The organism is Psychrobacillus sp. OK032, assembly GCF_900111345.1.
Taxonomy (GTDB): Bacteria; Bacillota; Bacilli; order Bacillales_A; family Planococcaceae; genus Psychrobacillus.
Map to the genome: position 1 here is coordinate 656,908 of NZ_FOGY01000002.1, position 14,307 is coordinate 671,214.

Genomic DNA, 14,307 nt, shown 5'->3' on the forward strand with positions numbered 1-14,307 from the left:
AGTGCGCCCAGATCCGCTAAAAATCTGTGGCATCCGCCGGAGGCTTTGGGCCAACAGTATGTTGGTCGCTCAGGCGCCCGAGTCCCACAGGATGTGGGTCATCCAATCGTTGCCGCAGAAGCAGGGATTTGTGGACTCTCGCTGAATTGTATGCATGATTTTCATTCATTTTACCACTTATAGAAGTGCACTTCTGCTCCTGCGCAGGCTCGTCGCAAAAAACAGCTGCTGAATGAAGTTAAAAAGTTTATCATAGAAGGAATCTAAAGAATAATATGCCAATACACAAGCATAATCCCAATATCCGCTAAACAGTGACTAATAATCGGCGCGGTAATCGAGTTAAATTTTATTCGGAAGATTCCCCACATAACACCTGCTAAAAAAACAGGAATAACAGCCAACACATTAAAAGGAAAACTGAAAATCTCCATAACAACTATTAAATGATACAATGCATAAAAAATAGACGTTATTAAAACAGTAAGTATTTTCCCTACTTTTTGAAAGAGTCGTTTATACATGAACTCCCGCCAATAAAGTTCCTCCAAAATAGGATTGATCAATATAAGGACGAATATTAGTAAGATCACCTTTGCACCACTAAAATTCCATTTGACTAATAACTGCTTTAGCTGTGCTGTATCTATAAGAGATGATTGAAATAAAATGACGAATCCGTAAATGGAAACTAAACATATTAATCCACTTATTATCCCTACAAAAATACTTTTTTTCGTGAAAGGAAGCTGTAATGGAGGAGCATTTGTCTTTTTCCAGAGTGTAAAGAAAAGCGGTATAAATAGTAACCATCCATAAAAAAGAATAAAAGTGATAAGGATATTCTGAAATACAGAAAGGCCAATATAGATGAAAACAGTTGGCATTATAAGTAAGAAAACTTGTTTTATCATGCTACCTCCCAAATACACTTTTTGCTTTCCCTTTTGTCTTGCTACAGAGACTAGCTCTTGGGATTAAATAACCTTCCCTAAGGCAATTCGCTTTTCTTTTCATCTTACCATATGTATGAAAAAAGACTTAGCATTGACGCTAAGTCTCTCTTCTAACTACTCCTTCTGTTGATCTCGTATATAATGCTCATTTCCTTCTTCTCTATTTTGAGCGATATTCTGTTTTGCTTTGAGTTGGGGGTTTTGGTTTAACAGAGAACTTACATTACGATAATTAGTAGGAGTATCATTACCTTTTCGATTAATATTTTTGCTCAACTGTCTCTCTCCTTCTTGGGTTAAAATAGGGAAGCTGTTCGACAAAGTGTTTGGATTCTTCATCTCCAAATTCATGAATGAGTGCATATAGCTTTTTCATTCTTCTATCGTATTGATCATTTTCCTTATCAAAATGATATCGCTTTATCGGTATATGCGCTCGCCAAAAGTTGCTAATTTCTACACTACCTAATTGATTGAATAGCATATGAAATACAGGGATAACTTCTCGGTTCACTAAAATTTCAAATTCCCATGGCGATTCATCAGGATAAAAGTATAATTTTTGGTTTATGATCGATATATACACTTTGTTTAATGTCATTTACACACATCCTTTTCAAATAGTATGTATGTAAAATGAAAAAACATGCACCTTAAAAAAACTGGTACATGTTTTTCTTTTCTTACACTTGAATGTCTACTTCTGTTCCTTTATAAGGATGAGGAGCAGCAGTTTGAGGCATATCTTGCAGCATTTGAACTGCAGCTACAGTATCCATATTCATGGCATTTTGTAAAACGCTCATTTGGACCGTTCGCTGTAATTGCATTAGTTGCGAAGACATTATGGAGTTTAGGTCCATAAAAACCCCTCCTTTATACCCTTATTATCGGACTACAGGTTTATATTTTACATAGGTTTTATTTCTTAGTTTCGTTCGCGCTCCCTAAAAACGCATTTAACATCCATTGATGTTTTTCTGTTTTTTGATAAATTGCATTCAGCATGTCTTCAGTCATATCATCTTCATCTTTTGCCGCTTCTTCCATTCCTTTTTTGAGCGACTTCATAATCTTATCAAAATCTTTTACGACTGCTTGGACCATTTCATCTGCGCTTTCTTTATTTTTTGCTTCTTTAATATCGGAAAGCTCTAAATGCTCTTTTAGTGTTGCTACTGGTGCCTCACCTAAAGTTAGTAAACGTTCGGCAATTTCATCCATATTCAAAGTTGCTTCGTTATATAACTCTTCAAATTTAGCGTGTAATGTAAAGAAAGATGGTCCCTTTACATACCAGTGAAAATTATGTAACTTTGTATATAATACCGACCAATTCGCTACTTGTTTGTTTAGTTCTTTATTTAATGCTTCTGACATAAATTTGCCACTCTCCTCAAAATATATAGTTGCTTTCTCTTTTAATATACCTCTTTATTACTTACAATAAACTTAAATACAATATTTATGGAGTGAGTAAAATGGTATTTTGGATTTTAGGTGCCGCAATTCTACTTAGTATCGTAGGTTTTGCATTTGTATATAAACTAGCTGTGAATGAAAAACCTTCTACTATTGATCCTAAACCAAAGGATGCTGAGTAGTAGATGAAACAAATTATTATTGCTATTTTCCGCTTTTACCAAAAATTTATCTCCCCTTTAACACCACCAAGTTGTCGTTTCTATCCGACATGCTCCCATTATGGTGTGGAAGCAGTACAAAGACATGGTGCGATCAAAGGTGGATACTTAACGATTAAAAGAATATCTAAATGTCATCCCTTTCACAAGGGTGGTATTGATCCTGTTCCTGAAAAATGGCCTTTGAAGAAAAATTAACTCAAAGGCTATTTTTCTTGCTTTTTTTTACTTAGTCTTGTATGATGTAAAAGTTATTACTTTTTAAAACGTAATCGTTACTATTTGGGAGTGGAATTTTTGAAAAAAAGTCTTTTATTATTTTTAGTATTACTGCTTGTTTTATTCACAGCAGCATGTGGAAATGAAGCAAGCCCAACAGAAACAACGCAAGAAAAAGACGATACTGTTCAAGTGTATACAACGGTCTATCCTCTTCAATATTTTGCTGAAAGAATTGGTGGAGAAGCAGTAAATGTGAATTCCATTTATCCAGCTGGAGCTAATGAGCATACATTTGAGCCTACTCAAAAAGATATGATGGCACTTGCAGACGCAGATTTATTTTTCTACATTGGCCTAGGTTTAGAAGGTTTTGTTGAAAATGCAAAAAAAACCTTAGCGGGCGAACATGTGAAAATGATTGCAACTATTGATGCTGTTCCAGAAGATCAATTAGAGGCTAGTACAAATGATCATGAGCACGAAGAAGCTACAGAAGAAGAACACGATCACGAGCATGAAGAAGCTACAGAAGAAGGTCACGAAGGGCATGGTCATGGAGATACAGACCCGCATGTATGGATTTCACCGAAAATCAGTCAAAACCTAGCATTATCTATTAAAAACGAATTTGTCGAAACTGCTCCAGAACAAAAAGAAACTTTCGAAAAAAACTATGAACAATTAATCTCAGAACTACAAAAACTAGATGCTGATTTTGAAGAAATGGCACTTAATGCACCAAACAAAACATTTTTTGTTTCACATGCAGCATTTGGATATTTTGCAAACACATATGGGTTGGAGCAAATTGCAGTAGCTGGGTTAAACTCACAAGATGAGCCGTCTCAAAAAGAACTGACAAAAATGATTGATTTAGCAAATGAAAAAAATATTAAGTATATTTTATTCGAACAAAACGTATCTTCTAAATTGACAGAAGTAATTCAACAAGAAGTTGGTGCGGAAAGCTTAGTATTACACAATCTTGGTGTTCTATCCAAAGAAGATGTTGCAAATAATGAAACATACTTCACACTGATGAAAAGAAATTTAAACACATTAAAAACAGTATTGAAATAATAAAAAACACTTAGAATTCATTTTCTAAGTGTTTTTTATATGATTAAAAAACTCTCTTCGTAACAACTTATTGGATGCATTACGAGGTAATTGATCTACAAAAAAGTAATCCACTGGTTGCTTGTAAGAAGCTAATTGCTTTTTCATAAAAGATCTTAATCCTTCTTCTGAAGTCTCGTCTTTTAATACAACAAATGCGACAGGTACTTGTCCCCATTTGTCATCCTGCCTCCCCGCAACGCCAGCTTCTTTTACTGCAGGATGTTTTACCAAAGCCTGTTCTACTTCTGCAGGATATATATTTTCACCACCCGAAATGATTAAATCTGAACGGCGATCAACGACAAATAAATAGCCTTCTTCATCTAAATATCCAATATCTCCTGTATGAAGCCAACCATCTACTAATGGATTCTTTGACTCAGCTGCTCCCACATATCCCCTTGTCACATGTGGTCCTTTTATGCATATTTCTCCGATTTCCTCTTCCCCATCAATGCGCACATCCGCAAAGAAAAGCGGCTTACCAGCGGATCCTAATTTTCGAATAGCATCCTCACTTGATAATGTCGTTGTTTGGGACGCAGTTTCCGTCATGCCGTAAGTTTGTAGTACCGGAATATTCCGTTCAATTGCTCTCTCCAAGTAATTTAAAGGCACTGGTCCTCCACCTACTATCACCGATTGAAATGTATTAGGAAAAGATAAATCTTTCGATTCTAATACAGTCAACATTCTTTCTAACATAACTGCAACGGCGGACATACGTGTAACAGTACCAGATAGAATTTCTTTGATAGCCAATTCAGCATCAAATTTTGATTGAAGATTAATCGTCATTCCATAATAAACAGAACGCATTAAAATAGAAAAGCCACTAATATGAAATAATGGCATCGTGCATAACCAGCAATCATTGGGGTGAACACCTAGATTGAGGGCCGATCCAGTTGCATTCATTACATGGTTTTCAAGCGACTGACGTACCCCTTTTGGTCTTCCAGTCGTACCGGAAGTATACATAATCGTTATCGTACGTTTTTTTGACCACTCTTTCTCTACTTCGAAAGCGGTTCGCTTAGCGCTTTCAATTTCATCGAATGACCATCTATTTTCAAAAGATAAAGTTCTTTTTGCATAATCATCTACTAATAAGTAATCCGGTGCACTATCTGCTAATTGATAGTTCAACTCTTCTTCCGATAATCGCTCATTTAGCATAACAAGCTCACAGCCTAGTTGCATACATCCATGTAAGACAAATACCAACGCCGAATTGGAAGAAGCCAATATAGCTATTCTACTGCCTCGTACGATACCTTTTGTATGAAGCTTCTCTGCGAAGTTCATTGCTTCCTCTGACAATTGTGCAAACGTCCATTCTTGGTTGTTAAATCGTAAGGCAACACGATTCGGAGTCAAGTTAGCTCTTTTCATTAATAAATTCGGATACATATATACTAATCTCCTTTAGAAAAAGCTGCCCCAGTATAGGACAGCTCAGACTGTTTTAGCCAATCACGGAAAACGTGGGAATTGACCAAAATCAGGTTTACGTTTTTCTTTAAATGCATCGCGACCTTCTTTAGCTTCTTCTGTTGTATAGTAAAGAAGTGTTGCATCTCCTGCCAATTGTTGAAGACCTGCTAAACCATCAGTATCTGCATTCATTGCTGCTTTTAAGAAGCGAAGCGCGGTAGGACTCATTTCTAGCATTTCTTCACACCATTGTACAGTCTCGTCCTCAAGCTGTGCATATGGAACAACTGTATTAACTAGTCCCATATCAAGTGCTTGCTGCGCATCATATTGGCGGCATAGGTACCAAATTTCACGTGCCTTTTTATGACCGATAATACGTGCAAGATAACCTGAACCGTATCCAGCATCAAATGACCCAACTTTAGGACCAGTTTGTCCAAAGCGAGCATTCTCGGCAGCAATTGTTAAGTCACATACTACATGTAGAACATGTCCGCCACCAATTGCATAACCAGCAACCATTGCAACAACAGGCTTTGGAATAACGCGGATTAAACGTTGCAAGTCCAGTACGTTTAAACGAGGGATTTCATCCTCACCAACATATCCACCATGTCCACGCACTTTTTGGTCCCCACCAGAACAGAAAGCATGCTCCCCTTCTCCTGTTAAGATGATGACACCAACATTTTTATCATCGCGTGCGCGTGAAAATGCATCAATCATTTCCATTACCGTTTTCGGACGAAATGCATTTCGCACTTCCGGACGGTTAATCGTAACTTTCGCAATACCATTATAAAACTCATACTTAATGTCTTCGTATGTATGTAGCGTTGTCCACTCACGAGTCATCTTTATTCCTCCTCTAAAATAACTTCCTCTATTATTGTAGCAAATATTTTCGGTTTTTCCACATGAATTGCATGCCCGGCATCTTTTACGACTTCCATTTGCGAGTTCGGCAACTCCTTTTGCATCCGTTTAGCAATGGCACAAAACTTCAAATCCAATTCCCCAGCTAATAAAAACACTGGAATCGACAGATTACTTAAAACTCCCCAATAAGAAGGCTGGACTCCCGTACTAAATCCCTTCAAACTATTGCTAAGTCCAACTGCAGACTGAGCAAGCCTTTCATGACGAATCAACAGCTGTTTTTCATGTGACAATTTTTTTTGCGTTTGAAATAAAGCGATTTCTTCCCAAAAGTCAACGAATGAAATAACTCCTTCTTTCATAATACGTTCTGCAAGCAATTCATCCGACAACTTTCTTTTCTGTCGTTCCCCATCGTCTGCTAGACCTGGAGAGCTACTCTCTAATATTAATGTATGTACAGGATATTTAGACGTGTACGCTAACGCTAAACGCCCTCCCATGGAGTAGCCGACAAGCGTAAAATGAGTCCACTCCAATTGTTGAAATATCGCATGAAGGTCTTCAATTTGCTCATCGACATGATAACGAGCAATATCACTTGGTTTATCCGTCAATCCATGCCCAATCAAATCAATTGTTAACACTTCGACCGAAGAAGGAAGATAGCTAATTACTTCCTCCCAAGTACTGCTAGAACCCGTAAATCCATGTAAACATACAACTTTTTTAGTAGCCCCAATATTATATCTCTTGATGTGCATGTTTATCGAACGAACCATCACATTTAAACTTTCCAAATGGTATCTAACTCCTCCGATATAGCAGCCCATAATTTTCGATGCGTTTCTGTATTCACTTGTCGATTTGTAAACACTTCTATAATACGAATATCCTTCATCTTAGGCTGCATGAGCACTTTCTTGAACTCATCCCTTGTATGAACCGCATCGTATTGAGCCCCATACATAGACGCTACATGTGAAAATTCTAAACCAGTTGGAGTTCCGAATAATTGCTCAAAATAATGCGTTTCTGTTGACTGCGATAAGTAAGAGAAAATACCTCCACCATCATTATTCATAATAATAATCGTACAATTTGTTTGATGGAATCTACTTACTATTAAGCCATTCACATCATGTAAAAAAGCAAGATCTCCGATAAGCAAATATCCAGGTCGATCAGTTGCGGCTTGGACGCCTAATGCAGTAGATACTACTCCATCAATTCCGTTCGTTCCTCTGTTTGCATAAATTTGTACATCTTTCGTTGTTTTATTGAAAAACGTATCAACATCGCGTATCGGCATACTACTGCTTGCAAACAAATCTATCCCATCAGGAAGTGTTTCGAATAATATTCCCGCCAGCGCCCCTTCATCTTCCTCATTTGATATATACGTTTGTATATGTTTCGTTGCAATGTCGTTCGCTTTCGACCACTTAGTCATATAACTAGATGTTTGTTTTTCTTCGATTGGAATCCATAATGTATTTGCCTCTACCTGTACATGATGCGTTGCTAGATGGATCGAATCACGGAATATTGGGCTTTCATCTACTACTATAAACACGTCTGGCTTACACGCTTTCAAAAATAGGGTAAGTGGCTTCGAAACAGGTTGCGCTCCAAAACGAATAATAACATTCGGAATAGCTATTTGTTTAAATGCCTCATTTTTCAATAAAGCATCGTATTGATCGATACAAAAATCCATACAATCATCTGGAACTGATGTACGTAAATTAGAAAGTGGATCTACTAATACTGGCCACTTAATTGTTCTTGCGAAATCCCAAAAACCTTCCGTCGAATGAATAGAATCCCCTACGATAAGTAATCCCTTTTCTTCTCGCATCAGCAAATCTAAATACCACTCAGTAAATTCACTACTCGGGACAAGTTTTCCTATTTCTGATACTTGTACCTCAGCAACTGGTAATGACTGCTCCATATTTAACAACAGCGGCTCTCGGAAAGGCACGTTTATATGCACCGGTCCCATAGGTGAAGACTTTGAAGTAGATATCGCTCGATGAATATGGCGCTCCATAAACTTTAAGCTTTCAGGACTCTCTTCCGGAAGTGGAAAATCTACCGACCATTTTACATGCTTTCCAAAAAGATGTATTTGATCAATTGCTTGCGGTGCTCCTACTTCTCTTAATTCATGTGGACGATCCGCAGTCACAACAAGCAATGGAACTCGCGCATAAAAAGCTTCTACTATTGCAGGGAAGAAATTTGCCGCAGCCGTCCCGGAAGTACAAAGAAGTACAACAGGTTCTTTTGTTCCTTTCGCAATACCTAAAGCAAAGTATCCAGCAGAACGCTCATCCGTTTGACGATAAAATGCAAATCCCTCGCTTTTCGCAAAGCCGTAAGCAAGAGGTGTTGATCTGGAACCAGGACACATGACAATATGTTTAACGCCTGCTTGCTTAATCGTTTCTACAAATTGGTTTACATAGGATGTTAAATACTCGATGTTAGTCATTCATATTTCCTCCAAGTGTACGTAGCATTGGTCTAAATTTCACACGTGTTTCTTCAAATTCTTCCATGGAAGATGATTCTGCTACGATCCCGCCACCTGCATATAAATAAGCATGTTCGTTTTCGATTAAAGCGGAACGGATACCGACCGCAAACTCTCCGTCCCCTTCTGTATTGATCCAACCAATTGGAGCTGCATAATAGCCGCGATTCATTTGTTCGGATTCACGAATTATGTTAATCGCATCTTGACGTGGCTCTCCCCCTAAAGCTGGTGTTGGATGTAACGCTTGTACTAATTCAAATAAAGAGGAATCCTTTTTCAAAAGCCCCTCAATCGGTGTATATAAATGTTGTATATCTCTAATTTTCATAAGCTTTGGTCTAGCGGGTACTTTAAGGTCTTTACAATACTGCGAAAATACTTTCCGAATCATTTCCACTACATATTTATGTTCACCTAAGTTTTTCGGATCCGCTAGTAATGCTTCCCCTAATGCTTTGTCTTCCACTGAATTTTTACCACGTCTTACAGAACCTGCAAGTCCCGCAGATTGCGCTTTTTCGTTTTCTACTTTCACTAACCGTTCGGGTGTTGCTCCAAAAAACATTTGCTCACCATTTTCTAAGCCAAATAAATAACTTTCCGGTTGCTCCATAGCAGCATGGTAAATTGCTGTTGCTGGAGAAAAATCCTTATCAAACATTAATTTAAGGGAACGAGCAATTACTACTTTATTCACTTCATCTGCACGAATCCTTTTTGTTACATCTTCTACGGCATGTAAATACTGCTGTTTTAAACGATCTTCTCGTTTTACTAAGGTCGGCTTTGTATGCGTTTGAAGTTCTCTTACTTGGGCAGTGTGTATAAGCGTATCTCTTTCTACACGTAATCGTTCAAATATATCCGCGCTCTCTGCCTCATTTGTAATATAATGAATGCTTATAAATGCTCGATCTTGTTGAATTACTAATTGGAATGTCGCCACTACAAAAAAAGCTGAAGGAAAATTGTCCCATTCTGATGTAATTGTATTTTTAGGATCGAATGCAAACCCTCCAAAAAGAATTGGCGAAACATCCACTTGTTCTTTCAACGATGCATTGCATAGTTCTTTCCATTTTGCATCGATGTCCGCATATCGATTATCTTCTAGATTATTCGATATTGTATGCGCATGACCTAAGCCAACTAGCGTCAGCGTTTTTTCTTTGTTTTGCCAAAAGAATCGTTGGCCTTTATATTTTTCATCTCCTGCTTCAAAAAAAGCATGAGCTGATAATCTAGATACTTCTATAGTTTCTGTATAAAAACGTAATGTTGTTTGCTTTTGACCGGTGGTTTTCGGCATTAAAATTACCTCCGTATTAATATCTTGGTGTTAATCATGATGTTTTCTTTTTTTATTACTCTACCCTTTATCATACAACTTTCTACGCTTTTCGGCACACATTTAGCAGCGAATATATGCTAATATTGATAATGGATTGTTTAAAAGGAGAGAAAACTTTATGTCACATGAACTACAAGCCGACAAAGGCTGGCGTGTCTGGTGGAAATTAACAAGACCACATACATTAACTGCTTCATTTGCTCCGGTATTCTTGGGGACGATGATTGCACTTTATTACACAAATATTGACTGGCTTTTATTTTCAGCTATGTTAGTTGCTTGTCTTTTTATACAAGCAGCGACCAACATGTTCAATGAGTACTATGACTTTGCTCGTGGACTAGATAGTGAAGAATCCGTAGGTATCGGCGGAGCGATTGTTCGAAATGGTGTTAAACCGAAAACAGTGATGCAACTAGCTTTATTATTATATGGACTTGCTGCATTGCTAGGCATCTATATTTGCTATGAATCTTCTTGGATGTTATTAGTCGTTGGAGCCGCAAGTATGCTAATAGGATATCTTTATACCGGTGGACCTTATCCAATTGCTTATACCCCATTCGGAGAGTTTTTTAGTGGTGTAGTAATGGGAATGCTCATTGTATTAATAGCGACTTTCATCCAAGTTGGTTCGGTACCTAATTTTGCCATCTTACTTTCTATTCCTAGCGCACTACTTGTAGCGGCGATTATGCTTTCTAATAATATCCGAGATCTTGAGGAAGATACAAGAGGCGGCAGAAAAACAATGGCAATCCTTGTCGGTAGAAAAAACGCAATATCGATTTTAGCTTCATACTTCATCATATCCTATCTTTGGATTGTAGGCTTAGTTTTACTACAAATTGTAACACCATGGTCATTACTAGTTATACTAAGCATTAAAAAACCATTACATGCGATTAAACTATTTAGAGCAAAAGATAGTCCACTTGAAGTTGCACCAGCTATGAAAGATACAGCACTTACGAATACCATTTTCGTGTTCCTATTAGGGATAGGGTTATTAATCGGCTACTTCTTATAAGAAAAGCGCAAGCGCCTATGTTTGCCCCGACAGGAAAATGGGCGGGAAGGCATCCTAAGTACGCCACATCCTGTGGCAACGGATGCATGACCCGCATCGTGCGGGCCTAGGAGGCAGCTCCTCAGCCACCACAAGCGATTTTGTTTGCGACGAGCTTGCGCAGGAGCAGCTTTTTCCCATTTGACCCCGAGGGGCAAGGCGCTGGAGCTGGATCGATACTGAGTAAAAAAGTATATACTTTCTTATCCTTATAAAATAAAAAGCAAGAAGAAAAATGAACAATTTTTCTTCTTGCTTTTTTTATGGAAATTATTAGCTATTTCTACCCTTTCATCATTTAAAGCCATGTAATAAAAACTAACACAATTTTCAGAAATATCATTTACATTTTTATTTTTTTATAATATGATGTTATATATTCTTACATTAGGAGGTTTCAGATGAAAAAGATTGAAGCAGTTATTCGCCCAGATGTATTTTCAGAAGTTCGGCAAGCACTTGCATTAGAAGGAATTGATGGATTAAGCGTGACAGAAATCGCCGGTTGCGGTCGTCAGGAAGGTCGTGTCGGACTATTTCGTGGTAACACCTATGAAATGGAGTTTTATACAAAATTGAAACTTGAAATGGTTGTAGAAGATCATTTAGTAGAAAAATTGGTTGAAGCTATTTTGGATCATGCGTCTACCAATGAGGTCGGCGATGGAAAGATATTTGTTTTACCAGTAGAAGAAGCAATCCGTATAAGAACAAAAGAACGCGGCGCAGTTGCCGTAAACTAAAGGAGAGAGGTTTTTTATGACAATAGAAACAGTTCAAAGTTCAGTAGACATGTTGTGGGTAATGCTCGGTGCTATATTAGTATTTTTTATGCATGCAGGATTTGCAATGCTTGAAACAGGTTTTACTCGTTCTAAAAATACATTAAATATTTTAATGAAGAACTTCCTTACCGTATCACTGGGAACCATTTTATATTTTCTTGTAGGGTATGGATTTATGTTTGGTGAATCAGTCTTTGGTGCAATTGGAACAGATGGATTCGCACTTTTCGGAAGAGAGGATATGGAGTTCTTCGTTTTCCAATCCGTTTTTGCTGCTACTTGTGCAACCATTATTTCAGGTGCAGTTGCTGAACGAATGAAGTTATCATCTTATTTACTTTTAGTAATAGCAATGACCGGTATTATCTATCCTGTTGTAGGTCACTGGATTTGGGGAGGAGGATGGTTAGCTGAACTTGGTTTTATTGATTTCGCAGGTTCGACTGTCGTTCACTTAACTGGAGCAATTGGCGCTTTTGTAGCGGCAACACTACTAGGTCCCCGTATTGGAAAATATAGCAACGGTAGAGTGAATGTTATACCAGGTCACAGTATTCCCCTCGGAGCTCTAGGCGTTTTCATCTTATGGGTTGGTTGGTTTGGATTTAATGGAGCAAGCACATTAGCTGCTGATCCTTCTCTTGTCCCACCTATTATTGCAAATACTTTATTTGCTGCTTCTGCCGGAGTTTTATCTACCGCTTTTTATACAAAACTTAGATTTAAAAAGTTAGATGCCTCTCTCACTTTAAATGGAGCACTAGCAGGATTGGTGAGTATTACTGCCGGTGTTGCTAATGTTTCTCTTATAAGCTCTATCCTAATTGGAATACTTGCTGGAATTATTATGACCGAAGGAGTTCGTTTTCTAGATGTTAAATTAAAGGTAGATGATCCGGTTGGGGCAATAGCAGTTCACGGGATAACTGGGATTTGGGGAACGATAGCGGTGGGACTATTTGATACATCAAGGGGCCTTTTTGTTGGTGGAGGAGCAAGCTTAATCGGTGTTCAGGTATTGGGAATTTTAGCTGTTATTGTTTGGGTTTCTATAACCGTTATAGGATTTCTTTCCATTGTAAAAGTATTCGGCCCAATTCGAGTTTCTAATGAGGAAGAAATTGCTGGACTTGATTTTATAGAACATGGTTCCCAAGCATACGAACTGAACGATGTATTTCCTGGCATAAGCACGAAAACAGAAGGATTTGCTCAACGCTTAACGGAACTAGGAAAAGCTACTAATTAATAAGCTATCACTATTCTTAATTATGAAAAAAGCATGTTTCCAATAGGAAACATGCTTTTTAATATGACCCCTACGGGATTCGAACCCGTGTTACCGCCGTGAAAGGGCGGTGTCTTAACCGCTTGACCAAGGGGCCTAACATATGGCGGAGAAGGAGGGATTTGAACCCTCGCGCCGGTTGCCCGACCTACACCCTTAGCAGGGGCGCCTCTTCAGCCGCTTGAGTACTTCCCCATATGATGGCTCCGAAGGTAGGACTCGAACCTACGACCAATCGGTTAACAGCCGATTGCTCTACCACTGAGCTACTTCGGAATAATGGTGGGCCTAAATGGACTCGAACCATCGACCTCACGCTTATCAGGCGTGCGCTCTAACCAGCTGAGCTATAGGCCCATTAGTGTATAACAGGTGAAGTGACTCGAACTCTCATCACGTTTAAAAGAACTAGGAGAGCTACTATTTAGAAAGACTATTATGATTCTTAAAAAATGGAAAGAGCATGTTTCCATTTAGGATACATGCTCCTTAATATGACCCCTACGGGATTCGAACCCGTGTTACCGCCGTGAAAGGGCGGTGTCTTAACCGCTTGACCAAGGGGCCTAATATATGGCGGAGAAGGAGGGATTTGAACCCTCGCGCCGGTTGCCCGACCTACACCCTTAGCAGGGGCGCCTCTTCAGCCGCTTGAGTACTTCCCCATATATGGCTCCGAAGGTAGGACTCGAACCTACGACCAATCGGTTAACAGCCGATTGCTCTACCACTGAGCTACTTCGGAATAATGGTGGGCCTAAATGGACTCGAACCATCGACCTCACGCTTATCAGGCGTGCGCTCTAACCAGCTGAGCTATAGGCCCATTAATTGGAGCGGGTGAAGAGAATCGAACTCTCATCATCAGCTTGGAAGGCTGAGGTTTTACCACTAAACTACACCCGCATTATTATGGTGGCTCAGGACGGAATCGAACCGCCGACACAAGGATTTTCAGTCCTTTGCTCTACCGACTGAGCTACTGAGCCTCTTCGATTTACGCTAAG

General features: G+C 38.7%; 16 protein-coding genes and 10 tRNA genes. 6 read left to right on the forward strand and 20 right to left on the reverse strand.

Features of this window, described 5'->3' with window-relative positions:
- Positions 1 to 263: 263 nt before the first annotated feature.
- The 5 genes from BMZ04_RS06865 to BMZ04_RS06880 all read right to left on the reverse strand — a co-directional run bounded on the left by BMZ04_RS06865 (position 264) and on the right by BMZ04_RS06880 (position 2,336).
- A complete protein-coding gene (locus BMZ04_RS06865; protein ID WP_093267062.1) occupies positions 264 to 914 on the reverse strand; it encodes a CPBP family intramembrane glutamic endopeptidase in 651 nt (216 codons plus the stop codon).
- Positions 915 to 1,070: 156 nt separating this feature from the next.
- Positions 1,071 to 1,232, reverse strand: coding sequence for a hypothetical protein (locus tag BMZ04_RS22290; protein ID WP_177184350.1), 162 nt, complete (start codon positions 1,230 to 1,232; stop codon positions 1,071 to 1,073).
- On the reverse strand, positions 1,216 to 1,557 hold the full coding sequence (locus BMZ04_RS06870) for a transposase (protein ID WP_093267065.1): 342 nt from the start codon (positions 1,555 to 1,557) through the stop codon (positions 1,216 to 1,218). Before BMZ04_RS06870 ends, BMZ04_RS22290 begins: the two co-directional genes overlap by 17 nt.
- Before the next feature lie 82 nt (positions 1,558 to 1,639).
- Entirely contained in the window at positions 1,640 to 1,819 is a 180-nt protein-coding gene (locus tag BMZ04_RS06875; protein ID WP_093267067.1) for a putative motility protein, read from the reverse strand.
- A gap of 58 nt (positions 1,820 to 1,877) precedes the next feature.
- Entirely contained in the window at positions 1,878 to 2,336 is a 459-nt protein-coding gene (locus BMZ04_RS06880) for a Dps family protein (RefSeq protein ID WP_093267070.1), read from the reverse strand.
- Between the two features lie 101 nt (positions 2,337 to 2,437).
- Between BMZ04_RS06880 and BMZ04_RS22735 the strand changes: the two genes are divergently transcribed.
- The 3 genes from BMZ04_RS22735 to BMZ04_RS06890 all read left to right on the forward strand — a co-directional run bounded on the left by BMZ04_RS22735 (position 2,438) and on the right by BMZ04_RS06890 (position 3,901).
- Positions 2,438 to 2,560: a hypothetical protein gene (locus BMZ04_RS22735; protein WP_255367826.1), complete on the forward strand. Its 123-nt coding sequence runs from the start codon at positions 2,438 to 2,440 to the stop codon at positions 2,558 to 2,560.
- Between the two features lie 3 nt (positions 2,561 to 2,563).
- Positions 2,564 to 2,797 carry a membrane protein insertion efficiency factor YidD gene (gene yidD / locus BMZ04_RS06885; RefSeq protein WP_093267073.1) on the forward strand — a complete coding sequence of 78 codons (234 nt, stop codon included), beginning with the start codon at positions 2,564 to 2,566 and terminating at the stop codon, positions 2,795 to 2,797.
- A gap of 99 nt (positions 2,798 to 2,896) precedes the next feature.
- Positions 2,897 to 3,901: a metal ABC transporter solute-binding protein, Zn/Mn family gene (locus tag BMZ04_RS06890; RefSeq protein WP_093267076.1), complete on the forward strand. Its 1,005-nt coding sequence runs from the start codon at positions 2,897 to 2,899 to the stop codon at positions 3,899 to 3,901.
- Between the two features lie 24 nt (positions 3,902 to 3,925).
- Here the strand turns inward: BMZ04_RS06890 and BMZ04_RS06895 are convergent, their stop codons facing one another.
- From BMZ04_RS06895 to BMZ04_RS06915, 5 genes are all read right to left on the reverse strand, one after another.
- Positions 3,926 to 5,356 carry an o-succinylbenzoate--CoA ligase gene (locus BMZ04_RS06895; protein WP_093267078.1) on the reverse strand — a complete coding sequence of 477 codons (1,431 nt, stop codon included), beginning with the start codon at positions 5,354 to 5,356 and terminating at the stop codon, positions 3,926 to 3,928.
- Positions 5,357 to 5,419: 63 nt separating this feature from the next.
- On the reverse strand, positions 5,420 to 6,238 hold the full coding sequence (menB, locus tag BMZ04_RS06900; RefSeq protein WP_093267081.1) for a 1,4-dihydroxy-2-naphthoyl-CoA synthase: 819 nt from the start codon (positions 6,236 to 6,238) through the stop codon (positions 5,420 to 5,422).
- 2 nt (positions 6,239 to 6,240) lie between these two features.
- A complete protein-coding gene (menH, locus tag BMZ04_RS06905; RefSeq protein ID WP_255367827.1) occupies positions 6,241 to 7,062 on the reverse strand; it encodes a 2-succinyl-6-hydroxy-2,4-cyclohexadiene-1-carboxylate synthase in 822 nt (273 codons plus the stop codon).
- Entirely contained in the window at positions 7,050 to 8,762 is a 1,713-nt protein-coding gene (gene menD, locus BMZ04_RS06910) for a 2-succinyl-5-enolpyruvyl-6-hydroxy-3-cyclohexene-1-carboxylic-acid synthase (RefSeq protein ID WP_093267084.1), read from the reverse strand. The genes menH and menD overlap by 13 nt, the downstream gene beginning before the upstream one ends.
- Complete coding sequence (locus BMZ04_RS06915) at positions 8,755 to 10,116, reverse strand: isochorismate synthase (RefSeq protein ID WP_093267087.1); 1,362 nt, start codon at positions 10,114 to 10,116, stop codon at positions 8,755 to 8,757. Before BMZ04_RS06915 ends, menD begins: the two co-directional genes overlap by 8 nt.
- A 160-nt stretch (positions 10,117 to 10,276) precedes the next feature.
- Here BMZ04_RS06915 and BMZ04_RS06920 point away from each other — a divergent pair, with 160 nt between their 5' ends.
- The 3 genes from BMZ04_RS06920 to BMZ04_RS06930 all read left to right on the forward strand — a co-directional run bounded on the left by BMZ04_RS06920 (position 10,277) and on the right by BMZ04_RS06930 (position 13,261).
- A complete protein-coding gene (locus BMZ04_RS06920; protein ID WP_093267090.1) occupies positions 10,277 to 11,188 on the forward strand; it encodes a 1,4-dihydroxy-2-naphthoate polyprenyltransferase in 912 nt (303 codons plus the stop codon).
- 440 nt (positions 11,189 to 11,628) lie between these two features.
- A complete protein-coding gene (locus tag BMZ04_RS06925) occupies positions 11,629 to 11,970 on the forward strand; it encodes a P-II family nitrogen regulator (protein ID WP_093267093.1) in 342 nt (113 codons plus the stop codon).
- 22 nt (positions 11,971 to 11,992) lie between these two features.
- Positions 11,993 to 13,261 carry an ammonium transporter gene (locus BMZ04_RS06930; protein ID WP_093267184.1) on the forward strand — a complete coding sequence of 423 codons (1,269 nt, stop codon included), beginning with the start codon at positions 11,993 to 11,995 and terminating at the stop codon, positions 13,259 to 13,261.
- Between the two features lie 64 nt (positions 13,262 to 13,325).
- Here BMZ04_RS06930 and BMZ04_RS06935 read toward each other — a convergent pair.
- The 10 genes from BMZ04_RS06935 to BMZ04_RS06980 all read right to left on the reverse strand — a co-directional run bounded on the left by BMZ04_RS06935 (position 13,326) and on the right by BMZ04_RS06980 (position 14,289).
- Positions 13,326 to 13,397: transfer RNA gene (locus BMZ04_RS06935), tRNA-Glu, on the reverse strand.
- 7 nt (positions 13,398 to 13,404) lie between these two features.
- Positions 13,405 to 13,495: transfer RNA gene (locus tag BMZ04_RS06940), tRNA-Ser, on the reverse strand.
- A 6-nt stretch (positions 13,496 to 13,501) separates the two neighbouring features.
- Positions 13,502 to 13,576, reverse strand: a tRNA-Asn gene (locus BMZ04_RS06945).
- A 4-nt stretch (positions 13,577 to 13,580) separates the two neighbouring features.
- Positions 13,581 to 13,657: transfer RNA gene (locus BMZ04_RS06950), tRNA-Ile, on the reverse strand.
- A gap of 138 nt (positions 13,658 to 13,795) precedes the next feature.
- A tRNA-Glu gene (locus BMZ04_RS06955) sits at positions 13,796 to 13,867 on the reverse strand.
- Positions 13,868 to 13,874: 7 nt separating this feature from the next.
- Positions 13,875 to 13,965, reverse strand: a tRNA-Ser gene (locus BMZ04_RS06960).
- 5 nt (positions 13,966 to 13,970) lie between these two features.
- Positions 13,971 to 14,045 (reverse strand) — tRNA-Asn (locus BMZ04_RS06965).
- Between the two features lie 4 nt (positions 14,046 to 14,049).
- Positions 14,050 to 14,126 (reverse strand) — tRNA-Ile (locus BMZ04_RS06970).
- Between the two features lie 6 nt (positions 14,127 to 14,132).
- A tRNA-Gly gene (locus BMZ04_RS06975) sits at positions 14,133 to 14,206 on the reverse strand.
- Between the two features lie 7 nt (positions 14,207 to 14,213).
- Positions 14,214 to 14,289, reverse strand: a tRNA-Phe gene (locus BMZ04_RS06980).
- Positions 14,290 to 14,307 lie beyond the last annotated feature (18 nt).